The sequence below is a fragment of the Stutzerimonas stutzeri SDM-LAC genome, from assembly GCF_000235745.1.
Classification (GTDB): Bacteria; Pseudomonadota; Gammaproteobacteria; order Pseudomonadales; family Pseudomonadaceae; genus Stutzerimonas; species Stutzerimonas stutzeri_H.
In genome coordinates this window covers 1-22,856 of sequence record NZ_AGSX01000122.1, presented here as the reverse complement: position 1 = coordinate 22,856, position 22,856 = coordinate 1, and the positions used below count along the sequence as shown (strand labels likewise).

The window sequence follows — 22,856 nt, the reverse complement described above, 5'->3', positions numbered from 1 at the left end:
GGTACCTGCGGAGCCGCTGTTGCTGGTCTTGATTATCTTCGCCTGGACCCCGCCGCACTTCTGGGCGCTGGCGATCCACCGCAAGGACGAGTACGCCAAGGTCAACGTGCCGATGCTGCCGGTGACCCATGGCGAGCACTACACCAAGGTGCACATCCTGCTCTACACCGCGATGCTGCTGGCGGTCAGCGTCATGCCCTTTGCCATCCACATGAGTGGCCCGCTGTACCTGGCCGCGGCCGTGCTGCTCGGTGCGCGCTTCCTGTTCTGGGCGGTGGTGCTCTATCGCGACAGCCGCCCGCATGCCGCCATCAAAACCTTCAAATTCAGCATCTGGTATCTGTTCGCACTGTTCATCGCCTTGCTGGTTGATCATTATCTGCCGCTGAATATCTAGGGTTGTGCGGAGCACCTTTCGCCGGCCCGGCCAGCCATAACAGGAATCCCATGACCCGCATCCAGAAAACCGTATTCATCCTCGTAGCGCTGGTCGCGCTGGTCATTGGCCTGACGGTTTACAAGGTGCTAAACGCCGAACAGCAGTTAGACACCGCCGACCTGCTCGATGCCGGCATCGTTATGCTGCCCGAGGGCCGCGATGTGCCGAACCTGACGCTGACCAATCAGGACGGCGAACAGGTCTCGATGAAGGCGTTGGAAGGGCGCTGGAACCTACTGTTCTTCGGTTACACCTTCTGCCCGGATATCTGCCCCGCGACGCTCGCAGAATTGCGCCAGCTGCGCGGCCAGTTGCCAGAAGAAGCACGGCAGCGGATGCAGCCGATCCTGGTCAGTGTCGACCCCGAGCGCGACACGCCGGAGCAGTTGAAGAAGTACCTGGATTACTTCGGTGCGGGTTTCATCGGTCTGACCGGCTCGCTGGATGACATACAAACGCTAGCCAATGCGGCGGGCGTGCCCTTCATTCCGGGTGATACCACGAAAGAAGACTACACCGTCGACCACGGCGGCAACCTGGCCCTGATCGGTCCCGACGGCCGTTTGCGCGGTTTCATTCGCGCGCCGATGCGCACCGAAAAACTCGCGGAGCAATTGCCGGCGGTGCTGGCGTTGGAATAGAGGCGCCTGCGATGCAGGCGATGGGTTTCACCTGTGCAGCCCGATCTTGCCTACGGCGCAACAAAAAAAGGCCCGCGCTGGCGTATGCCAGGCGGGCCTTGTGACAGACGATGGGCGCTAGCAAATGCGCCTTTCGCTTAGAACGCCGGTACGACGGCGCCCTTGTACTTCTCATTGATGAACTGCTTCACCTTTTCGCTGTGCAGCGCTTCGATCAGCTTCTGCATGGCGGCGCTGTCCTTGTTGTCCGGACGGGCGACCAGGATGTTCACGTACGGCGAGTCGTTGCCTTCGATGAACAGGGCGTCTTCGGTGGGGTTGAGCTTGGCTTCGAGGGCGTAGTTGGTGTTGATCAGCGCCAGGTCGACCTGGGTCAGCACGCGCGGCAGAGTCGCGGCTTCCAGCTCACGAATCTTGATGTTCTTCGGGTTTTCGGCGATGTCCTTTGGCGTGGCGGTGATCCCAGCGCCGTCCTTCAGCTTGATCACACCAGCCTTTTCCAACAGCAGCAGCGCACGGCCGCCATTGGTGGCGTCGTTGGGGATGACTACGGTCGCACCTTTGGGCAGCTCGTCGAGCGACTTGTGCTTGCTCGAGTAAGCGCCGAATGGCTCGATGTGTACGCCAGCAACACTGACCAGTTCGGTGCCCTTGCCCTTGTTGAACTCATCCAGGTACGGCTGGTGCTGGAAGAAGTTAGCGTCCAGGCGCTTCTCGGACACCTGGATGTTCGGCTGCACATAGTCGGTGAAGACCTTCACCTTCAGATCAACGCCCTGTTCGGCCAGCTGAGGTTTGACGAATTCGAGGATTTCCGCGTGTGGAACAGCCGTGGCGGCGACGTTCAGTTCGTCGGCGGCTTGGGCGGAGAAAGCCGCGACAGCGGCGAATGCAGCAAGCAGTTTTTTCATGGAGGGCTCCTTGTGGGTTCCTGTATCGGTGCCGGTTAGGCAGTTACTTTCTCGAAAAATGCGTTACCAACTTGTCACCGAGGCTCTGCAGTACCTGAACCAGGACTAGCAGCAGCACCACAGTGACGACCATGACATCGGTCTGGAAACGTTGATAGCCGAAGCGGATGGCCAGGTCGCCGAGCCCGCCCGCGCCGACCACACCGGCCATGGCGGTGTAGGAAACGAGGGTGATCGCGGTGACGGTGACGGCGGAAATGATGCCTGGACGAGCCTCCGGCAACAGGGCGTTGAAGATGATTTGCCGGGTGGTGGCGCCCATCGCCTGTGTGGCCTCGATGATGCCCCGGTCGACCTCACGCAGGGCGGTTTCCACCAGGCGCGCGAAGAACGGCGCGGCGCCCACCACCAGCGGCGGAATCGCCCCGGCCACGCCCAGCGACGTGCCGGTAACCAGCACCGTGAAGGGAATCATCACGATCAGCAGAATGATGAACGGCAACGAGCGCAGCACGTTCACCACGAACGACAGAAAGCCGTAGAGCGGGGCGTTCTCGAACAGCTGGCGCGGGCCGGTGAGGAACAGCAGCACGCCCAGCGGCAGGCCGAGAATGATGGTGAATAGCAGTGATCCGCCGAGCATCAGCAGGGTGTCCAGGGTCGCCAGCCAGATCTCGTACCAGTCGACGTTCGTAAACAAAGAGCCGAATAGGGCGTCCATCAGCGCAGTACCTCCACGTGAACGTCCGCTGCATCCAGCTGGGCCAGGGCCGCGGCCATGTCGCCACCCACCAGCGCCAGGGTCAGCTGGCCATAGGGCGTGTCCTTGATACGATCAATGCGGCCCGAGAGGATGCTGAAATCCACACCGGTCTCCCGTGCGACGGTCCCGAGCAGTGGTTTGTAGGTGGCTTCACCCTGAAAGGTCAGGCGCAGAATCCGGCCGGGCACATGGGCGAAATCTTCATGTTGCTCGCCTTCATCGACCGCTTCGTCTTCAAGGACGAAGCGTTGCGTGGTCGGGTGCTTCGGATGCAGAAATACTTCGGTCACCGGCCCCTGCTCGACGATGGCTCCTGCATCCATTACCGCGACGCGATCGCAGACGCGGCGGATCACGTCCATTTCGTGGGTGATCAGCACGATGGTCAGGTTCAGTTCGCGGTTGATTTCGGCGAGCAACTGCAGCACCGAAGCGGTGGTCTGCGGATCGAGCGCGCTGGTGGCTTCGTCGCAGAGCAGGATGTCCGGCTCGGTCGCCAGCGCGCGGGCGATACCGACGCGCTGTTTCTGCCCGCCGGACAACTGCGCCGGGTATTTGCGCGCCTGGTCTTTCAGCCCGACGCGTTCGAGCAGGGCCGCGACACGATTGTCGATCTCGCTGCGTGAATGATTGCCAGCGAGGCGCAGCGGCATGGCGACGTTGTCGGCTACGGTCTTGGACATCAGCAGGTTGAAATGCTGGAAGATCATCCCGACCCGCTGACGGAAGCGGCGCAGGCCGTTGGCGTCGAGCGCGGTGACATCTTCACCGTTGACCAGGATGCGTCCGCCGGAGGGTTCTTCCAGGCGGTTGATCAGGCGCAGCAAGGTGCTCTTGCCTGCACCGGAATGACCGATCAGGCCAAACACTTCGCCGGCACCGACGGTCAGTTCGGTCGGTTTGAGTGCGGGCACTTCACGAGCAGTGCCCCGGCCGGCAACCCGATAGGTTTTGTGGACTTGCTGAAATTCAATCACGGGCGAACCTTGTGGGTGCGGTCGTATGTGCCTTGGATGATGGCGAAAGGCGTGCATTCTACGCGTTTGCGGCGGGCGGGCGTAGCGAACGGCGGTTATTGAGGCAAGCCATTGCATCCATAGGCTGTGTAAATCGTTGCAGCGCGCAACCTTGAGCGGCTTTGTTGGGTCACTTACCGGTACGCCGTGAAATGATCAAGCATCGGCCCCCAGATGAGGCCCGGTCCCTTCGCGGTTTAGCGCACCCATGCTCAACCGAGGCCCAAGATGACGGACAAAAAAGATCCAAAGCACAGTGAACTGGCCGGTACACATACCGTCGATCGCGCGAACCACAACGCCAAGCTCGACCAACTCGAAACCTTCCGCTCCGACGCTACCGGCGAAGCGTTGAGCACCAACCAGGGCGTGAAGATCGCCGATAACCAGAACACCCTGAAGGCGGGCGAGCGCGGCCCGTCGCTGCTCGAAGATTTCATCATGCGCGAGAAGCTGACCCACTTCGACCACGAGCGCATCCCCGAGCGCATCGTTCATGCGCGCGGCTCCGCTGCGCATGGCGTGTTCGTCAGCTATGACGACCACAGCGCGCTGACCAAGGCCTCGTTCCTCGCTGGCAAAGGCAAGGAGACGCCCGTCTTCGTGCGCTTTTCCACCGTTCAGGGCTCGCGCGGCTCGGCAGACACCGTGCGTGATGTCCGCGGTTTCGCCACCAAGTTCTACACCGACGAAGGCATTTTCGACCTGGTCGGCAACAACATGCCGGTGTTCTTCATCCAGGACGCGATCAAGTTTCCCGACTTCGTGCATGCGGTCAAACCCGAGCCGCACAACGAGATCCCGCAAGGCCAGTCGGCCCACGACAACTTCTGGGATTTCGTCTCGCTGACGCCGGAGTCGGCGCATATGGTGCTCTGGACCATGTCCGACCGCGCCATTCCGCGCAGCCTGCGCGCCATGGAAGGGTTTGGCGTGCATACCTTCCGCCTGATCAACGCCGAGGGCGTAAGCCGTTTCGTCAAATTTCATTGGAAGCCGGTAGCCGGTGCCTTCTCGCTGGTTTGGGACGAAACGCTGAAGCTGGCTGGCAAGGACCCGGACTTCAACCGTCGCGACATGTGGGAGTCCATCGAGATGGGCGACTACTTCGAGTGGGAGCTGGGCGTGCAAGTGGTTGAAGAGGCCGACGAGCACAAGTTCGATTTCGACCTGCTCGACCCGACCAAGATCATCCCCGAAGAGTTGGTGCCGGTGCAGAAGCTCGGCAAGATGACGCTCAACCGCAACCCGGACAACTTCTTTGCCGAGACCGAGCAGGCTGCGTTCCACATCGGCCATATCGTGCCCGGCGTCGACTTCACCAACGATCCGCTGCTGCAGGGCCGGCTGTTTTCCTACACAGACACCCAGTTGCTGCGTTTGGGTGGGCCGAACTTCCATGAGATTCCTATCAATCGTTCCATTGCGCCAGTGCACAACAACCAGCGCGATGCCTTTCATCGCCAGACGGTCAACCGGGGCCGCGCCAACTACGAGCCCAACTCCATCGACAGCGGCTGGCCGAAGGAAACCCCACCTGCGGCCAGCGGTGGCGGCTTCGAGAGCTACCCGGAGCGCATGGAAGGGCACAAGGTTCGTCAGCGCAGCGCGTCGTTCGGTGATCACTTCTCTCAGGCCACGTTGTTCTGGAACAGCATGAGCGCGCCGGAGAAAGAGCACATCATCGGCGCCTACAGCTTCGAGTTGGGCAAGGTAGAGCGGGTGTTCATCCGTGAGCGTCAAGTCAATGAGATTCTTGCCAATATCGATCTGGAACTGGCGCGCCGTGTGGCTGAGAACATTGGCGTAACGCCGCCGACGGCACCGACCGTGAGCATCAAACAGCCCAACCCGGCCAGCTCACCGGCGCTGAGCCTGATGAATCATCTGTCGGGCAACATCAAGTCGCGCAAGGTGGCGATCCTCATCGCCAACGGCGTGGACGGCAAGGCCATCGAGGCGTTCAAGAAGAAGCTCACGGCGGAGGGCGCAATCGCCAAACTGATCGGCCCGTCACCGGCTCCAGTTAAAACGGCCGACAGCACCATGCTCACGCCGGATGCCGCGATGGACGGCATGCCTTCGATCGCCTTCGACGCGGTGTTCGTGCCCGGTGGCGCGCAGAGCGTGCAGATGATGGCCAAGAACGGCGTGGCCAAGCATTACCTGCTCGAAGCCTACAAGCACCTCAAGCCGATCGCGGTGCTGGGCGATGCACGGCAGCTGTTGACCGCACTGAACCTGCCGGAGGATGCCGGTTTGGTAAGCGGCGATGATGCTGATGTGGATCGGGTGTTCACCGCGTTCGCCCAGGCCCTGGCGCAACACCGCGTCTGGGCGCGCTCAGCTTCGGCGGAGCAGGTGCCGGCGTAAGCGCCGTAGTGGGTGGGCCACCACGGGATTCGTGTTCACGAATCGCTTTTGGTGGGTGGCCCGCCTCTGGGCGACTTCGCTTATGCGGTATTCGTCGTGGGTCGCGTCTCCCACTTGAGCAGAAAGGCGTGCGCTGTGGCTTTGCCTTCGGGAGCTCTACCTTAGTATGCCTAGCCGTCTGCAGTGCCGGCGGTGCCAGTCTTTAGTGTGCCGTCAGGCACCGGGCAGTTCGCGCCAATGTAGATAGCAGCGCAGGTCGAATTCGGCCTGCGCATAGCCGGGCATCATGTGTTCGCAGAGCTTGTAGAAGGCGCGGTTGTGGTCGCTTTCGCGCAGGTGCGCCAGTTCATGCACGACGATCATCTGCAGAAATTCCGGCGCCGCTTCCTTGAACAGCGCGGCGACACGAATCTCCTTCTTCGCTTTGAGCTTGCCGCCTTGCACGCGCGACACCGCGGTGTGCAGGCCCAGCGCGCGGTGGGTGAGATCGAGGCGACTGTCGTAGAGCACCTTGTCGATGCTCGGCGCGCTTTTCAGGTGCTGCTGGCGTAGCTGCTGCACATAGCTATACAGCGCCTTGTCGCTCTGCACCTGATGGCGTTGCGGATAGCGGCGTTCGAGGTAGTCGCCCAGCCTTTGCTCGTCGATCAGCTGGCGAATCTGCTGTTGCAACGATTCGGGGTAACCGCGCAGGTACTTCAATGCTGTCATGAGTTCAGGCCCTGCGCCGCCAGGCAAAGCTCAGCAGAAACAGCGCGGCCGCCGAGACCACAATCGATGGGCCAGCCGGCGTGTCCTTGAACCACGACAGCGACAGGCCCATGCACACCGCCAGCAGGCCCAGCAGGCTGGCGCCCAGGGCCATCTGTTCCGGCGTGCGGGCGTGGCGCTGGGCCGCGGCGGCCGGGATGATCAGCAGTGACGTGATCAGCAGGACGCCGACAATCTTCATCGCCACGGCGATCACCATGGCGATCAGCAGCATGAGCGCCAGGCGGATGGCTGCGACTGGCAGCCCTTCCACCTTCGCCAGTTCCTCATGCACGGTCACCGCCAGCAATGGCCGCCACAGCGGGATCAGCGCCAGCAGCACCAGCGCGCTGCCGCCCACGATCCAGGCCAGGTCGGTCGGGCCCACTGCCAGCAGGTCGCCGAACAGGTAGCCCATGAGGTCAATGCGCACGTCCTGCATGAAGCTCAGCGAGACCAATCCGAGCGACAGCGCGCTGTGCGCGAGGATGCCGAGCAGGGTGTCCGAAGCCAGGGGTTGGCGCTGTTGCAGGGTCACCAGCAACACGGCCAGCAGCACGCAGCAGACGATCACCGCCAGCGTCAGGTTGACCTCCAGCAGCAACCCCAGCGCCACGCCGAGGAGCGCGGAATGCGCGAGGGTGTCGCCGAAATAGGCCATGCGCCGCCAGACCACGAAGGAGCCGAGCGGGCCGGCCGCCAGCGCCAGCGCGAGGCCGGCGAGCAGCGCGTTAAGTAGAAAATCGGGCATATCGATCAGTGCTTGCAATTCGGGCCGTGGACGTGAGGTTTGCCGGTGACCACGCTGCCGTGCAGGTCGTGGCTGTGATCGTGCTGATGGTGATAGACCGCCAGGCTGCGGGCATCCTGGCCGAACAGTTCGACGAACGCCGGGTCAGCGCTGACCTGCTCCGGGTGGCCGGAGCAGCAGACGTGGCGATTCAGGCAGACCACCTGGTCGGTCGCGCTCATTACCAGATGCAGGTCATGGGACACCATCAGCACGCCGCAGCCATAGCGCTCGCGCAATTGGCCGATCAGCCGGTAGAGCTCGGCCTGGCCAGCCACATCCACACCCTGTACCGGCTCGTCGAGCACCAGCAGCTCCGGCTCGCGCAGCAGCGCGCGGGCCAGCAGTACCCGTTGCATTTCGCCGCCGGAAACCGATTGCAGCGGGCTGTCGATGACGTGCTCGGCGCCCACCTCGTTCAGCGCCGCCAGCGCAGCGGCGCGTTCCACGCCAGGTACCAGGCGCAGAAAGCGCAACACTGAGAGCGGCAGGGTCGGGTCGACGTGAAGTTTCTGCGGCATGTAGCCGACACGCAGCTTCGGCTTGCGCCAGACGGTGCCACTGTCGGGCTTCAGCAAGCCGAGTACGGCGCGCACCAGGGTCGTCTTGCCGGCGCCGTTGGGGCCGATCAGTGTAACGATCTCGCCGCGGTGCACGCGCAATTCGGCGCCTTCAAGCACCGCCTGCCTGGCGAAGCGCACGTGGATATCCTCCAGGCGGATCAATGCCTCGCTCATGCGGTGCTCCGGCAAGGCGCGCAAAGACCGACAACTTCCACCGTCTGGCCCTCGACCTGGAAATCCACGCCTTGCGCCGCCTGTTCGATGGCCTCGCTGATGAGCGGCTGTTCCAGCTCGATGGCTGTGTGGCAGTTACGACAAATCAGGAACTGACCCTGATGTGGATGTTCCGGATGGTTGCAGCCAATGAATGCATTGAGCGAGGCGATACGGTGAACGAGGCCGTTTTCCAGAAGGAAATCCAGCGCCCGATAGACTGTCGGCGGCGCCGCCCGGCGGCCATCCTGAGCGGTCAGCTCGGCGAGGATGTCATAGGCACCCAGCGGCTTATGACTCTGCCAAACCAGCTCCAGTACGCGTTTACGCAGGGCAGTCAGGCGCACACCGGAGCGCTCACAGAGCGTGTCGGCTTCGGCCAGCGCGCTGCTGACGCAGTGATCATGGTTGTGGGCGGTGTAGGCCAGCGGTGTCTTGGACATGGGCAGAGACGATGTGAGGGAGAGACGTTATTATGTTACCCATTCAGTCCAAGCGAGTGTTGCCTGTGTTTCGTCTTTTTTCGTTGCCATTACTTGTGGTCCTGGTTCTTCTTGGCAGCACAGCGGCCCGTGCCGAGGTTGCGGTGCTGACCAGTATTAAACCGCTGCAGCTGATTGCAGCGGCCGTTCAGGATGGCGTCGGCGAGCCGCAAGTGCTGCTCCCCGCCGGCGCCTCGGCTCACCACTACGCGCTGCGGCCATCCGACGTACGGCAGATCCGCAGCGCGGCGTTGCTCTACTGGGTCGGCCCGGATATGGAGGCTTTTCTCGAACCGGTGCTAAACGCCCGCAAGGGACCGAGCGTGGCGGTGCAGTCCCTGCCGGGGCTGACGCTGCGCCATTTCGGCGAGGCTCATGTCGATGCCCACCACGACGAAGACAGCCATGCGGAACACGACGACCATGCGGACGAGTCGCACGACCCGCATGCTCAGCAAGCCCACGGCGGGCATGCTTCCGCAGCTGACGAGCACGACCATGCGCACCGATCAGGCAGTCTCGATGCGCACCTCTGGCTGCTGCCGGCTAACGCGCAGGTCATCGCGTCACGAATTGCCGCGGATCTGGCCGCGCTGGATCCTTCCAATGCACGGCGCTACCAGGCCAATCTCGAGGCGTTCAGCCAGCGTCTGGACGCGCTTGATCAGCGCCTGCAAGCGCGCCTGAGCGATACGCGCAGCAGGCCCTTCTTCGTCTTTCATGAAGCTTATGATTATTTCGAAGCGGCGTATGGCCTCCAGCATACGGGCGTCTTCAGCGCAGGGGGCGAGGCCCAACCCGGTGCGCGTCACGTCGCAGAAATGCGTCAGCGCCTGGAGCAGGCCGGCCCCAGCTGCGTGTTCCATGAACCACCGGCTCGTCCACGGCTGGCCGACAGTCTGGTTCGAGGCCTGCCGGTGAGCGTGGCCGAACTGGACGCCATGGGCCATGGCATCGAGGCCACCGCTACCGGCTATGAGCAGTTGATCGAAAACCTTGGCACCTCGCTCGCAGCGTGCCTGGAGTCGCTCTAGCAGGCTGATCCCAAAAGCTATGGCGTGGTTCTACCGTTGATGACTTCAGCCGATCCGCGCCCGCCGTCGATCCGCAAAGTGGTTATCCGTCGAGTGGCTTGACTCGAATCAGGTGTGCTTTGTCGTCACCTGGCTTAAGCTTCGCGCTTATTTTTTTATCCATCGACACGAGGATGCGCAGCGCATGGCGAAGACGGATGGCCCCATCGTGGCAGCGAGCAATACCACTTCGAGCATCGCCTTGCAGGCGGCCTCCGAGGACATCTGGGCGCAGAAATACCGCCTGACGAACAAGGACGGCGCGCCCATCGATGACAGCGTCGATGCGACCTGGCAGCGGGTCGCGCGAGCTCTGGCCGACGTCGAGCCGGTGAAGCAGCGCGAGCGCTGGTATGAACGCTTTCTATGGGCATTGCGCAATGGCGCAATCCCGGCCGGGCGGATCATCTCCAACGCCGGCGCGCAGGACTACAAGCCTGCCACCTCGACCATCAACTGCACCGTCTCGGGCAGCATCAGCGATTCGATGGACGACATCCTCGGCAAAGTGCATGAGGCTGGCCTGACGCTGAAAGCCGGCTGCGGCATCGGCTACGAATTCAGCACCCTGCGCCCACGTGGCTCGTTCGTCTCGGGCGCTGGCGCGCACACCAGCGGGCCGCTGTCGTTCATGGATATCTTCGACAAGATGTGCTTCACGGTCAGCTCCGCCGGTGGACGCCGCGGCGCGCAGATGGGCACCTTCGACGTCGGTCATCCCGATGTGCGCGAGTTCATTCGTGCCAAACGCGAAGATGGTCGGTTGCGCCAGTTCAATCTGAGCCTGCTGATCACCGACGAGTTCATGCAGGCGGTGGAGAACGACGCCGACTGGCCACTGATCTTCCCGCTGCATCTCAAGGAAAAGGCCGAGCTGGATCTGGACGATTCGGAACAGGTGGTCTGGCGCGAATGGCCGACTCATGACGGCTACATTGTTCGCGAAGACGGCTTGGTGGCGTGCAAGATCTACGGTCGGGTCAAGGCGCGGCATCTGTGGGACATGATCATGGTCTCCACGTATGACTACGCGGAGCCGGGCTTCATCCTCATCGATCGGGTCAACCAGTTGAACAACAACTGGTGGTGCGAAGCGATCCGCGCCACCAACCCGTGCGGCGAGCAGCCGCTGCCACCCTATGGCTCCTGCCTGTTGGGCTCGATCAACCTGACCAGCTTTGTGGTCGATCCGTTCGGCGTCGACGCACGATTCGACTGGGACAAGTACCGCGAAGTGGTGCGCCTGTTCACCCGCATGCTCGACAACGTCGTCGAGATCAACGGCCTGCCGCTCGTACAGCAGCGCCACGAGATCGAAAGCAAGCGCCGCCACGGTATGGGCTTCCTCGGCCTCGGCTCGACGCTGACGCTGCTCAAGCTGCGGTACGGCAGCCCTGAAGCCTGCGTGTTCACCGAAGAAGTCGCCCGCGAGATGGCGCTGGTCGGCTGGGAGCAGGCGCTGGAGCTGTCCAAGGAAAAAGGCCCCGCGCCGCTGCTGACGGAGACGTTCGAGGTCACCGCCGAAATGCTGCGCAAACGCCCCGAAATGAAAAAGGACGGCTACCAGATCGGCGATCAGGTACCGGGCCGCGTGCTGCACGCGAAATATTCGCGCTACATGCAGAAGATCGCGGAATACGCCCCTGAACTGATCGATCAGCTGGCAGAGCAAGGCGCGCGCTTCACCCACCACAGCTCCATCGCGCCGACCGGCACTATCAGCCTGAGCCTGGCCAACAACGCTTCAAACGGTATCGAGCCGAGCTTCGCGCATCATTACTCGCGCAACCTGATCCGCGCCGGGCGCAAAGCCAAGGAAAAGATCGAGGTGTTCAGCTACGAGCTGCTGGCCTACCGCACCCTGATCAATGCCAAGGCGCAGCCCGGTTCTACCGACCCGTCACAGCAGCTGCCTGAGTATTTCATCACTGCCGACGACATCACCCCGACGCAGCACGTCGACATCCAGGCCGCGGCGCAGAAATGGGTCGACTCGTCGATCTCCAAGACCGCCAACGTGCCCACCGATTACCCGTTCGAGGCGTTCAAGGACATCTACCGTTACGCCTGGCGCCAGGGTCTCAAGGGCTGCACCACCTTCCGCTTCAACCCGGCGGCGTTCCAGGGCGTGCTGGTCAAGGAAGCCGATCTGGAAAAGACCCTGTACCGCTTCGTTCTCGAAGACGGCAGCGTGGTCGAGCTCAAGGGCAACGAGGAAGTCGAATACGATGGCGAGGTCAATTCCGCCGCCAACCTGTTCGATGCGCTCAAAGAAGGCTACTACGGCAAGTACTGAGCCGGACCGCCACCGAATTAAGCGCCGGGCCGCGTCTGCCGCCCGGCAGGAGAGATTGGACAATGACTGTAAAGATCACCCAGCGCATCAAGGGCTTCAAAGTCGTCGACGAGACCATCGAGCGTCCCGTCGCCGCGGCGAACAGCAGCGACAGCAAGGCCGCGAAGCCGGTTCAGGTCGTGGAGATGGACGAGAGCCTGCAGCGTCCGGAAACCCTGATCGGCATGACTTACAAGATCAAGTCGCCGCTGTTCGAACACGCGCTCTATGTCACCGTTAACGATGTGGTGCTCAACGCCGGTACCCAGCACGAGCAGCGTCGGCCGTTCGAGATATTTATCAATTCAAAGAACATGGACCACTTCCAGTGGATCGTCGCGCTCACCCGGATCATGTCGGCAGTGTTCCGCAAAGGCGGTGATTGCACCTTCCTCGTGGAAGAGCTCAAGGCAGTGTTCGATCCCCGCGGCGGCTATCTCAAGAAGGGCGGCATCTACATGCCGTCCATCGTCGCTGAGATCGGCGGCGTGCTGGAGCGCCACCTGATCGCGATTGGCATGCTCGAAGGCCACGCGCTGGACGAAACCCAGCTCAAGTACCTGGCCGAGAAACGCGCCGCCTACGAGGCCAGCCAGGGCGCCGCCACGGTTGAGCCGGGCGAGGGCTTTCCGGCCGGCGCGCAGCTGTGCAGCAAGTGCAGCACCCAAGCGGTGGTGCAGATGGACGGCTGCGCCACGTGCCTCAATTGCGGCAATTCCAAGTGCGGCTAGACAAGCCGGATTACCCATGCGGGGCGGCGGATTGCGCCTTCGGATTGTCGGTTTACGCCTTCGGCTAATCCAACCGACGTTGCTTGGGCTGCTTTACAGGATGGATTCGCCAGCGGCGCTTCCCTCGTTCGCCGCATGATCGGGCCGGGCGACGTCGCCGCCTCGGCCCGTTCCGACTCTCAGGTCACCACGCGATAGCAGGGCTCGTAGGGCCGACCACCCGGCAGTTTCATCCGGTGCTGTTCAACGAAGGCCTGCAGCAGCGCATCCAGCGGCTTCATGATCGTCGGATCGCCGTGTATTTCGTAGCGGCCGAACTGCTCGATGCGGCGAATGCCCTTGTCCTTGACGTTGCCCGCGACGATCCCGGAGAAGGCGCGGCGCAGGTTCGCCGCCAGCAGATGGGGCGGCACGTCGCGGGTCAGTTGCAGGCTGGCCATGTTCTCGTGGGTCGGATCGAAGGGGTGCTGAAAGCCTTCCTCGATCTTCAGCAGCCAGTTGAAGTGGAAGGCATCGTTGCGCTCGCGGCGGAACTGTTTGACGGCCTTCAATCCCTCGGACATCTGTCGGGCCACCTCGGTCGGGTTGTCGATGATGATCTGGTAAAGCCCCTGGGCTTTCTCGCCGAGCGTGGCGCCGACGAATTCGCGAATCTGCTCCAGATAGGGCGCCGCGCTTTCCGGACCGGTGAGGATGACCGGGAAGGGCACGTCGCGGTTGTCCGGATGCAGCAGGATGCCCAGCAGGTAGAGGAATTCTTCGGCCGTACCGACGCCGCCGGGAAAGATGATGATGCCGTGACCGACCCGGACGAACGCCTCCAGGCGCTTCTCGATATCCGGCATGATCACCAGCTCGTTGACGATCGGGTTCGGTGCCTCGGCAGCAATGATTCCCGGCTCGGTCAGGCCCAGGTAACGGCCGCCGCCGATGCGCTGCTTGGCATGGGCAATGGTTGCGCCCTTCATCGGGCCCTTCATCACGCCAGGGCCGCAGCCGGTGCAGATGTTCAGGTTGCGCAGCCCCAACTCATGGCCGACGCGCTTGCTGTACTTGTATTCCTCGGTGCTGATCGAGTGCCCACCCCAGCACACCACCATGTTCGGCTCGACGCCCGGGCGCAGGGTGCGTGCATTGCGCAGCAGGTGGAAGACATAGTCGGTGATGCCCTGGGAGCTGCTCAGGTCGATGCGCGGGCTGCCCAGTTCGCTTTCGGTGTAGACGATGTCACGCAGCGCACTGAACAGCATTTCGCGGGTGCTGGCGATCATTTCGCCGTCGACGAAGGCATCGGCCGGGGCGTTGAGCAGTTCCAGGCGTACGCCGCGATCCTGCTGGTGAATGCGCACTTCGAAGTCATCGTAGGCCTCGAGGATGGTCTTGGCATTGTCGATGCGCGCGCCGGTGTTGAGGATCGCCAGGGCGCACTGGCGGAACAGCGTGTAGGTGCTGCCGCAACCGGCTTTGCTCAGTTGCTGGACTTCCCGTTGGGACAGCGTCTCCAGGCTACCTTTTGGGGTAACCGAGGCATTGATTACATAGCGTGAGGTCATGCGTGTTTTCCCTGAAAACAATGCGGCCTGGCCGGGACGGACAGGCACATCAGGATGTTGAGCGCCGCGGCCATGGGCCACAGCGTGTAAATAGGGGCAATCGAGCGGGTATTGCGCCGCCGGACAGAGCCGCGAATGGGCGCAAAGGCTCCCCTTTCTGACAGCGCGCATGGCGGTTTGATTGCACGCGGAACGAATGGTTTTCCTGAGGGGCGCGACGCGAGTCCCGGTTGAGGCGGGTTTCAAAAGGCAAACGGCAGCGCGCTGTGGCAGTCCTGACGGGCGCTGAGCATACGACGGAACTCGTCGGGGTCCTTGATCAACACCGGTTGGCCAGCGAACTTCTGCGCCGCGATCAAGCGCGACAGCCAGAAACGCACGCAGGCGACGCGCAGCATGGGCTTCCATAGCTCGGCTTCAGCCGGCGTGAAACGGCGCAGGGCGGAGTAGGCGGCCAATAATGCCTGGCTGCGCGTCTCATCGATCTCGCCGTTGGGGTGCGAGCACCAGTCGTTTACGGTGATTGCAATGTCGTAGAGCATCGGCCCGGAACAGGCGTTGTAGAAGTCGATCACGCCGGTCAGGTGGCTGCCTTCGAACAGCAGGTTGTCGCGGAACAGATCGGCATGCAGGTTAGCGCGCGGCAGGGCGACAATCTTGGGCTTGAGCTCGGCAATCTCGGTCAGGCCGTCACGCAGCAGCGGTAACTGAGCGTCGTCTAGCGACAGCGCCAGTGCCGGGCCTTCGTCCTGCATCCAGTCCAGGCCGCGATCGCTGCGCCGTTCGATGATGTGCTCGCGGGTTGCCAGATGCAGCCGCGCCAGCAGTCGGCCGACCTCAGCGCACTGGTGAACGTTGGGCGCTGCGACATGCTTGCCGGCCAGTCGCGGCTGCAGCAAGGCCGGCTTTTCTGCCAAGGTGCGCAGGGCTTCGCCGCGGTCGGTCCGCAGGGCGTAGGGCACTGGCAGGCCGGCGCGGTGCAGCACGTCGAGCAGCTCGATGAAGAAGGGTAAATCCTGGCTCGGGCCGCGCTCGATCAGGGTCAGCACATATTCGCCCTGCTCAAGGCTGACGAAGAAGTTGCTGTTCTCGCTGCCAGCGGCGATGCCCTCGAAGTCGCGCAGGCGGCCAAGCCCGTAAGGCGCCAGGAAGACTTCGAGCTCTTCGCGTTGCAGGGGCGTAAAAACCGACATGGGCTGCCTTCCGTTAGGTGTGTCGCCAGGTTACCAGCTGAAGATTTCCCAGGCCGGGATCAGCATGTCCGGGCGATCGGCGCGGATGAAATTGCTGTCGCCATCGGCGCGGACCAGGAAATACGGCTTGCCGGTCTTGGGCGTGATCTTCACCGCGTAGAGAAAGCCATTGACACGGTATTCCTCAACCGTGCGATCACCTTCCTGGCGAATCGTGACATCAGGCTCGCCATTGACCGATTCCTGGGCGAAACCGCTCAGCGGCACGAGTGCCAACAGCCCGGCCAGCAGCAAAGGTTTGAATGTGCGCATGATAACCTTGTCCCTTTGTCGTCAAGTGGTCCCCCGCATTCTAGCCTCGGACCCGTCGAAAAGGTTGATCCTGCTCATGAGCCAAGCGCCTCTCGTTCTGGTGGACGGTTCGTCCTACCTCTACCGCGCCTTCCACGCCCTGCCGCCGCTGACCACATCTACCGGCAAGCCCACCGGCGCGGTGAAGGGCGTGCTGAACATGCTGCTGTCGTTGCGTCGGCAATATCCGGACAGCCCCTTCGCGGTGGTTTTCGATGCCAAGGGGCCGACCTTCCGCGACACCCTGTTCGCTGACTACAAATCCCATCGCCCGCCAATGCCCGATGACCTGCGTGGCCAGGTCGAACCGCTGCATGCCAGTGTTCGCGCGTTGGGCATGCCGCTGCTGTGCGTCGACGGGGTCGAAGCCGACGACGTAATCGGCACCCTGGCGCGGCAATGCGCGGCGCTGGGGCGCGACGTGATCATCTCCACGGGCGACAAGGACATGGCCCAGTTGGTCTGCCCGCACGTCACCTTGGTCAACACCATGACCGGCAGCGTGTATGACATCGAAGGCGTGAGGACCAAGTTTGGCGTCGGCCCGGAGCTGATCATCGATTTCCTTGCGCTGATGGGCGACAAGGTCGACAACATCCCGGGCGTGCCTGGCGTCGGCGAGAAGACCGCGTGCGGCCTGCTCAACGGCATCGAAGGGGGCATCAAGGGCCTCTACGAGAACCTCGACAAGGTCTGCGACCTGCCGATCCGCGGCGCTAAGTCACTGGCCGCCAAGCTCGAGGAACATCGCGACGCGGCGTTCATGTCCTACGAGCTGGCGACCATCAAGATCGACGTCCCGCTGGATGTAGAGGTCGGCGACCTGATGCCCGGCGAGCCGCACCGCGAAGCCTTGATCGCGTTGTACCGCGAGCTGGAGTTCAAGAACTGGCTGGACGATCTGCTGCGTGAAGCCAAGGCGGCTGGCGAGAACTGCGAAGTGCAGCCCGAGGGCTGCTCGATCCAGGCCGAAGCCGAATACAGCACGATCTTCGAACAGGCCGAGTTCGACGCCTGGCTCGAGCGTCTGAAGGCTGCAGACTGCTTTGCTTTCGACACCGAAACCACCAGTATCGACGCGCAGAAGGCGCAGCTGGTCGGCGTCTCCTTTGCCATCGAGGCTGGCCAGGCCGCCTATGTGCCACTCGGCCACAGCTACATGGGCGTTCCGCAGCAGCTGGACATGAATGCCGTACTGGCCGCGCTCAAACCGCTGCTGGAAGACCCGAACACGCGCAAGATCTGCCAGCACGGCAAATACGACATGAACGTGCTGATGCACTACGGCATCGAGATGCACGGCATGACCTTCGACACCATGCTCGAATCCTACGTGCTCGACGCCACCGCCACCCGCCACGACATGGACAGCCTCGCGCTGAAATACCTCGGCCGCGGCACCATCCGTTTCGAGGACATCGCCGGCAAGGGTGCCAAGCAGCTGACCTTCGATCAGATCGCCGTCGAGCAGGCCGGACCTTATGCCGCCGAAGATGCCGACGTTACCCTGCGCCTGCACCAGACCCTGATGGGCAAGCTCGAAGCCACGCCTTCGCTGCTCAAGGTGCTCAACGAAATCGAAATGCCGCTGGTTCCGGTGTTGGCGCGTATCGAGCGCAACGGCGCACTGGTCGATGCCAACCTGCTCGGCCTGCAGAGCGTCGAGTTGGGCAACAAGCTGGTCGAGTTGGAGCGCGAGGCCTATGGCATCGCTGGTGAAGAGTTCAACCTCGGCTCGCCCAAGCAGCTCTGCGCGATCCTGTATGACAAGCTCGGCTGCCCGGTGCTGTCAAAGACGGCTGGCGGTCAGCCGTCTACCGCCGAAAGCGTGCTGGCCGAGCTGGCCGATCGTGACTACCCGCTGCCCAAGGTCATCATGCAGCACCGCTCCCTGAGCAAGCTCAAGGGCACCTACACCGACAAGCTGCCGCTGCAGATAAACCCTCGCACCGGCCGCATCCACACCAGCTATCACCAGGCCGTGACCGCAACCGGGCGACTGTCTTCGAGCGATCCGAACCTGCAGAACATCCCGATCCGCACCGCCGAGGGCCGACGTATTCGTCAGGCCTTTGTTGCCGCACCGGGCTACAAGCTGCTGGCGGCTGACTATTCGCAAATCGAGCTGCGCATCATGGCGCACCTGGCGCAGGACGCCGGCTTGCTACACGCCTTCCAGAACGACCTGGACGTGCACCGCGCCACTGCTGCGGAAGTGTTCGGCGTCGAGCTGGATCAGGTCAGCAACGATCAACGCCGTAGCGCCAAGGCGATCAACTTCGGCCTCATCTACGGCATGAGCGCCTTCGGCCTGGCCAAGCAGATCGACGTCGGGCGCGGCGAGGCGCAGGCTTACATTGACCGTTACTTTGCGCGTTACCCCGGCGTGCTCGCCTACATGGAGCGCACCCGCGCCCAGGCGGCGGAGCAGGGTTTCGTGGAAACGCTGTTCGGCCGGCGGCTGTACCTGCCGGAGATCAATTCGAAGAACGGCGCCATGCGCAAGGGCGCCGAGCGCACCGCGATCAACGCACCGATGCAGGGCACTGCAGCAGACATCATCAAGCGCGCCATGATCGCCGTGGACAACTGGCTGCAGGACAGTGGACTGGATGCGCGCGTCATCCTTCAGGTACACGATGAGCTGGTAGTCGAAGTCCGGGAAGATCTGGTCGAGCAGGTACGTGCGCAGATTCTGCCGTTGATGAGCGCAGCCGCTCAGCTGGACGTGCCGCTGCTGGTCGAAGCTGGGGTCGGCAATAACTGGGACGAAGCGCACTAAGAGCATGCAGGAGCGAGTGCCGCTGGAGGTTGTTTCCGCGGGCGCTGCTGCATCAGCTGCGGAATCGAGGCAGAAGAAGATCGGCAGAAAATATTCCGACTTGGATCGCCGCGTTCTAGAGCGGCTGCGCTCCGTGACCAGAAATAATTTTCGTCTCGCATTGAACTCATGGATCGAAAGGCCGGTCATAGGCTGCGAAGGGTGTAAAAGCCTTTCGATGCTCCTTGTTGTGTTAAGTGTTGGCAGATCTCTGGTTGCGTCATTGGCGCACCGGACTTAAACCTCGGACTTCCCCCTCCCCCAACGAAGTCCGAGGTTTTTTTTGCCTGGAGAAAAGTGCTGGGACGGCAGGCAGGTCTGTTCACGCGGCGGCACGCCCTCGTGCCGGATCGCTGGCCGCGCTGCGGTAGAAGTGGCCTCTGCCGTGACTGGGCTGCGTGGCTATCGGCCTGCGTGGCGGGCGCTTCTCAGGGCAGCTGCAGCCCGCCGCCCGCCTTGTGCAATTTACGCAGATGGCCACCGATCTGCGCCAGATTGGCTTCGATGCCCTCCAGCTCCAGCCGCCGCTCCTTGCCCAGCAACCGGCGCACCTCGGTGTTCAGCGCATCGGTGAGCTGGTTCAGGCGGGCCTGGCGCTGGCTGCTTTCCGATTCCAGGCGTTGCCATTCGCTGGCCTGCGGCAGCCCGTAGCCGTTGCCGTCGAGCAATTGCGCCGGCTGGCTCAGATAACCGCTGTTGGCAAGAATGCCCTGCAGGGTTTCGTCCGCCTTGGCCAGGGTCTGGTCGGCCTGTTGCCGGCCGCTCAGATAGCGATTCTTCAGCTCTTCCTGAGCCAACAACAGGTGCCGGCGCAGCGCTGCCTGTTCCACCAGCAGCAAGGCCGCACTGGCGCGCAGATCGGCTTGCTCGATCCAGGGACGGCGCGCTTCGGCGCTTAGTTCCAGCCAGGCTTCCACGTCCGTTTGCGGCAGGCCCAAGCGTTCACGAAGCACGGCGAACATGGCCTGATACCGGTCGCGGTAGGAGTCGAAGCGATAACCCAGGCGCAATGCCTCGCGCGGGTCGTCGAGTACGCGGGTGTCCGCCAGATCACGGCTGATCAGGATTTCCAAAAGGCCGCTGGGCAGGATGCTGTCCAATGCGGTCAGCTCGGGGCGGGCTGTGCCGCTACGTAGCAGCTTGAGGGTTTCCACTGCACAGTTGTTCGACAGGAAGTAGTAGTCGCCGTCGTAGCTCCAGTGCATTTCGGCGCTGCGGATCACCAGGTCTTCGATCTCCTCGCGCCGCAATTTCAGCGGAATGGAGGCGAGGCTGCGCAGTTCGACCTTTGTGTATTCATCAATCACCTGGCCCAGCGGCAGGACGAACAGGCGAGAAGGGTAGACGCCAGTGAGGCCGTCCCAGCTCGACAGCTGCACATCGCCGACGAAGGCGCGGAAAGACAGCACCAGGTGATGATCCAGATCCAGCCGGCAATCCGGCCCGCGTGGGCGCCCGGGTGCACAGATCACCAGGCGCAGCATGCTGTGGCCCCAGCGGCTGACCCAGGCGTCATTGGCTTCGGCAAACAGATAGTCGACCTCATAGACCCGCTCGGGGTCGAGCTCGATCAGCGGGGTGCGCGCAAAGTCGTGTCCGGCATTGAGGATCGGCAGGGCGCCCTTGCAAGCCTCGGTACTGACGGGCTGCCAGCCGAAATGCTGGCGGAAGTAACGATGCAGCAATGGACGACGGCAGGCGTAGCTGGGGTCCAGCAGAAAGTACTCGAGATTCACCGCAACGAATTCCAGCGGGCTGCTCAGCTCGTAGGCATCAGGGCTGCGTGCTTGCTGGGCGTTTTCCTGTTCGCGCGCGCCGCGCTGACCAATGCGCTGTGGCCAGCCGGCTAGGTCGAGCAGGCGCGGGTCGTCGCTAAGGGTGAAGCGGCGCTCGGTCTGCCCGCGGCAGCTGTCCGGCAATCCGACCAGGCCGAGACTGCTGGCGCGCTGGCCACAGAAGGCCTGCTGTCGATGGTTTTCCGGTGACCAGAGGCGGGCGCGATCATAGAGATGAGCGACTTCGTGAATGAGCGTCGCCAGCATTTCCTGGCGCACCGTGCCGTGCGGTCGCTCGGTGCGTTGGGCGGCTGCGCTGCCATCGGTGAGTGCCGGCAGCAGGCGCCGGTTAAGTAACAGCAGATTGCCGCCAGCGCTGCCGTAGACATCATGGGTCAGCCCGTCATGCCAGCGGACGCGGACGTCTCGGTCAAGACGCTCGTGCATTCGCGGCGGCAGCGCGGCCAGCGCCTCGTCCAGCAATTGCTGACTGGCGGCGCGTTCGGCCGGTTGCAGCTCGGCGTCATCCAGCGTCAGGCGTAGCTCGGCCTGGCAAAAGTTGGCGAACGCCATGACAAGCGTGAGCGCAACGCCCAGCCACGGGGCCCGAGATGTCCTCACTGAGCGAGGATGACTTCGGCCAGAGCGAGGTCACTGGCCTGCTGGGCTTCGGGGAATGCATCGCGCAAGCGGCCAAGGGCTGCTTCCAGTCGCGCGCCGCGTATTTCACCACCGCTGGCGACAAATCCGGCAGCCTCGTCGCGGGCTTCGCCAACGACCTTCATGTCGCTGATTCGGCTGGTCACATCGGAGGTGAAATTGATGCTGCGGTCCAGCGCGTTGACAACGATATTACTGGTGGCTACCAGCGTTTGCGCCTGAGCGCCGCTGGCGAGAAGCGCCAGGGCGGAAGACGCGACGATCAGCTTGAGTGTCATGGTGTCTCTCGGAGGAACGGGATGGGGCGTTGGACGAGGATTGCCTCGGCCAGTTCCAAGTCGCTGGCCGTCAGCTGCGGTTGCCGCTCGCGCAACCAACGCAGCGCACCTTCCAGACGAGCGCCACGGCTGTTTCCCTGCGTGGCGACGAACCCGGCCGCGTCGTCGCGGGCATCGAGGATCAACTTGTTATCGAACGGGGCACTGGTCACCTGGCTGGCGACGTAGCTGGAGGCGACCGTACCGGCGAGAGTGGTATCGAATGCCTGGACGCTGCCGCAGACGCAGCAGCCGGCGAGTACAAGGTAAAGCGAACGCATGCAAATCCTGGAGCCAGAGGAACAGCCGCCAAGGCTAGCGAAACGCCAGCCCTAGAGCCAGCGCTGCGCTTGATGCAGCGTGCGTATCAGAGCGCCAGGATAGCGCCGGCCAGCTGCAGGTCACTGGCATTGAGGTCGGGGGCCTGGGTGCGGATGTGCGTCAGCGCCGCTTCCAGTTGCGCGCCGCGCGCCTCGCCATTGCTGGCGACGAAGCGCGCTGCATCATCCTTGGCATCGAGCACCAGCTTGTCGTCGCCGAGGTTCGAGCTGATATCGGACGTCCCTTCCACAGTGTTGACCAGCGAGGCGCCAATGGCGTCGATGGTGCCGGTGATGCTTCCGGCCGACGCGGTGCCCGCGACCAGGCAGGCGGCGGTGGCAACTGACAACAGGTACTTGTTCATGGTGTTCTCCAGGCTAGACGCGATTTCCCGCCGATAACCGCTATGACATTCGGGCAGGCTTGCCGTTCAGCTTACGGCTCGACGCGGTCGCCTGGAAGCACCGTGTCAGCGCCAGAAGGGCTTGCTCAGCTCTTCCAGCCGCTCGCTCTGGCTGATGCCAACGTCGGCCAACTGACGCTCGTCGAGTGCGGCCAGTTGTTGTCGGGTCCGTAGGCGTCGCTGCCACAGGCGTAGCTGCCGCCATATCGCGTGCAGCGGCAGCAGGCCGTTTGCAGCTGTATGCCTCCACGTCAGTACGCGCTCCATGGGCCGCTCCTTCCCGCAATCAACGGGGATGGGTTATGGGCAGATAGAGTCGCGTGCCGGGCTGTTGCGTAACAGTCACAGGGAGTTTGAATTGTGCCGGTTCAGTTGTGCGAAC

General features: G+C 62.9%; 22 protein-coding genes. 7 read left to right on the top strand and 15 right to left on the bottom strand.

All coding sequences use genetic code 11. The features are described 5' to 3' along the window. Both PSTU_RS0112645 and PSTU_RS0112640 read left to right on the top strand, forming a co-directional pair. Positions 1-397, top strand: a 397-nt coding sequence (locus PSTU_RS0112645; protein ID WP_019341399.1) for a UbiA family prenyltransferase, incomplete at its 5' end; no start/stop codon positions are given. A gap of 50 nt (positions 398-447) precedes the next feature. After that, a complete protein-coding gene (locus PSTU_RS0112640) occupies positions 448-1,080 on the top strand; it encodes an SCO family protein (RefSeq protein WP_019341398.1) in 633 nt (210 codons plus the stop codon). 137 nt (positions 1,081-1,217) lie between these two features. Here the strand turns inward: PSTU_RS0112640 and PSTU_RS0112635 are convergent, their stop codons facing one another. The 3 genes from PSTU_RS0112635 to PSTU_RS0112625 are packed head-to-tail and all read right to left on the bottom strand — an operon-like array spanning position 1,218 to position 3,731. After that, entirely contained in the window at positions 1,218-1,991 is a 774-nt protein-coding gene (locus PSTU_RS0112635; protein WP_019341397.1) for a MetQ/NlpA family ABC transporter substrate-binding protein, read from the bottom strand. Between the two features lie 43 nt (positions 1,992-2,034). Continuing rightward, complete coding sequence (locus PSTU_RS0112630; RefSeq protein ID WP_019341396.1) at positions 2,035-2,712, bottom strand: methionine ABC transporter permease; 678 nt, start codon at positions 2,710-2,712, stop codon at positions 2,035-2,037. After that, entirely contained in the window at positions 2,712-3,731 is a 1,020-nt protein-coding gene (locus PSTU_RS0112625) for a methionine ABC transporter ATP-binding protein (RefSeq protein WP_019341395.1), read from the bottom strand. Before PSTU_RS0112625 ends, PSTU_RS0112630 begins: the two co-directional genes overlap by 1 nt. A 267-nt stretch (positions 3,732-3,998) precedes the next feature. Between PSTU_RS0112625 and katE the strand changes: the two genes are divergently transcribed. Next, positions 3,999-6,143, top strand: a complete 2,145-nt coding sequence (gene katE, locus PSTU_RS0112620) for a catalase HPII (RefSeq protein WP_019341394.1) — start codon at positions 3,999-4,001, stop codon at positions 6,141-6,143. 213 nt (positions 6,144-6,356) lie between these two features. Here the strand turns inward: katE and PSTU_RS0112615 are convergent, their stop codons facing one another. From PSTU_RS0112615 to PSTU_RS0112600, 4 genes are read right to left on the bottom strand one after another with little or no spacing between them, the layout of a single operon-like run. Next, on the bottom strand, positions 6,357-6,854 hold the full coding sequence (locus PSTU_RS0112615) for a M48 family metallopeptidase (RefSeq protein WP_019341393.1): 498 nt from the start codon (positions 6,852-6,854) through the stop codon (positions 6,357-6,359). Positions 6,855-6,858: 4 nt separating this feature from the next. Beyond that, positions 6,859-7,644: a zinc ABC transporter permease subunit ZnuB gene (gene znuB / locus PSTU_RS0112610; RefSeq protein ID WP_019341392.1), complete on the bottom strand. Its 786-nt coding sequence runs from the start codon at positions 7,642-7,644 to the stop codon at positions 6,859-6,861. 5 nt (positions 7,645-7,649) lie between these two features. Continuing rightward, entirely contained in the window at positions 7,650-8,420 is a 771-nt protein-coding gene (gene znuC / locus PSTU_RS0112605) for a zinc ABC transporter ATP-binding protein ZnuC (RefSeq protein ID WP_019341391.1), read from the bottom strand. Further along, positions 8,417-8,902 carry a Fur family transcriptional regulator gene (locus tag PSTU_RS0112600; RefSeq protein ID WP_019341390.1) on the bottom strand — a complete coding sequence of 162 codons (486 nt, stop codon included), beginning with the start codon at positions 8,900-8,902 and terminating at the stop codon, positions 8,417-8,419. The genes znuC and PSTU_RS0112600 overlap by 4 nt, the downstream gene beginning before the upstream one ends. 65 nt (positions 8,903-8,967) lie before the next feature. On the opposite strand from PSTU_RS0112600, the gene znuA reads away from it, so the two are divergent. The 3 genes from znuA to PSTU_RS0112585 all read left to right on the top strand — a co-directional run bounded on the left by znuA (position 8,968) and on the right by PSTU_RS0112585 (position 13,080). Then, a complete protein-coding gene (znuA, locus tag PSTU_RS0112595; RefSeq protein ID WP_029404758.1) occupies positions 8,968-9,975 on the top strand; it encodes a zinc ABC transporter substrate-binding protein ZnuA in 1,008 nt (335 codons plus the stop codon). Positions 9,976-10,159: 184 nt separating this feature from the next. Then, the gene (locus PSTU_RS0112590) at positions 10,160-12,310 is read left to right on the top strand and encodes an adenosylcobalamin-dependent ribonucleoside-diphosphate reductase (protein WP_019341388.1); all 2,151 of its coding nucleotides are present in this window, start codon (positions 10,160-10,162) and stop codon (positions 12,308-12,310) included. Between the two features lie 62 nt (positions 12,311-12,372). Continuing rightward, a complete protein-coding gene (locus tag PSTU_RS0112585) occupies positions 12,373-13,080 on the top strand; it encodes an NrdJb (protein ID WP_019341387.1) in 708 nt (235 codons plus the stop codon). A gap of 179 nt (positions 13,081-13,259) precedes the next feature. On the opposite strand, the gene ppnN is transcribed toward PSTU_RS0112585, so the two are convergent. The 3 genes from ppnN to PSTU_RS0112570 all read right to left on the bottom strand — a co-directional run bounded on the left by ppnN (position 13,260) and on the right by PSTU_RS0112570 (position 16,138). Then, positions 13,260-14,633, bottom strand: coding sequence for a nucleotide 5'-monophosphate nucleosidase PpnN (gene ppnN / locus PSTU_RS0112580; RefSeq protein WP_019341386.1), 1,374 nt, complete (start codon positions 14,631-14,633; stop codon positions 13,260-13,262). A 242-nt stretch (positions 14,634-14,875) separates the two neighbouring features. Continuing rightward, positions 14,876-15,826: a homoserine kinase gene (locus tag PSTU_RS0112575; protein WP_019341385.1), complete on the bottom strand. Its 951-nt coding sequence runs from the start codon at positions 15,824-15,826 to the stop codon at positions 14,876-14,878. Between the two features lie 30 nt (positions 15,827-15,856). Continuing rightward, the gene (locus tag PSTU_RS0112570) at positions 15,857-16,138 is read right to left on the bottom strand and encodes a DUF2782 domain-containing protein (RefSeq protein WP_019341384.1); all 282 of its coding nucleotides are present in this window, start codon (positions 16,136-16,138) and stop codon (positions 15,857-15,859) included. Positions 16,139-16,214: 76 nt separating this feature from the next. Between PSTU_RS0112570 and polA the strand changes: the two genes are divergently transcribed. Further along, positions 16,215-18,959: a DNA polymerase I gene (polA, locus tag PSTU_RS0112565; protein WP_019341383.1), complete on the top strand. Its 2,745-nt coding sequence runs from the start codon at positions 16,215-16,217 to the stop codon at positions 18,957-18,959. A gap of 467 nt (positions 18,960-19,426) precedes the next feature. Here the strand turns inward: polA and PSTU_RS0112560 are convergent, their stop codons facing one another. The 5 genes from PSTU_RS0112560 to PSTU_RS0112540 form a co-directional block, all read right to left on the bottom strand. Continuing rightward, positions 19,427-21,346, bottom strand: coding sequence for a DUF4105 domain-containing protein (locus PSTU_RS0112560; RefSeq protein ID WP_019341382.1), 1,920 nt, complete (start codon positions 21,344-21,346; stop codon positions 19,427-19,429). A 44-nt stretch (positions 21,347-21,390) separates the two neighbouring features. Beyond that, the gene (locus tag PSTU_RS0112555) at positions 21,391-21,711 is read right to left on the bottom strand and encodes a DUF2388 domain-containing protein (RefSeq protein ID WP_019341381.1); all 321 of its coding nucleotides are present in this window, start codon (positions 21,709-21,711) and stop codon (positions 21,391-21,393) included. Further along, complete coding sequence (locus PSTU_RS0112550; protein ID WP_019341380.1) at positions 21,708-22,031, bottom strand: DUF2388 domain-containing protein; 324 nt, start codon at positions 22,029-22,031, stop codon at positions 21,708-21,710. The genes PSTU_RS0112555 and PSTU_RS0112550 overlap by 4 nt, the downstream gene beginning before the upstream one ends. Positions 22,032-22,117: 86 nt before the next feature. Next, a complete protein-coding gene (locus PSTU_RS0112545) occupies positions 22,118-22,435 on the bottom strand; it encodes a DUF2388 domain-containing protein (RefSeq protein WP_019341379.1) in 318 nt (105 codons plus the stop codon). Positions 22,436-22,540: 105 nt separating this feature from the next. Continuing rightward, on the bottom strand, positions 22,541-22,741 hold the full coding sequence (locus PSTU_RS0112540) for a DUF1127 domain-containing protein (protein WP_019341378.1): 201 nt from the start codon (positions 22,739-22,741) through the stop codon (positions 22,541-22,543). Positions 22,742-22,856 lie beyond the last annotated feature (115 nt).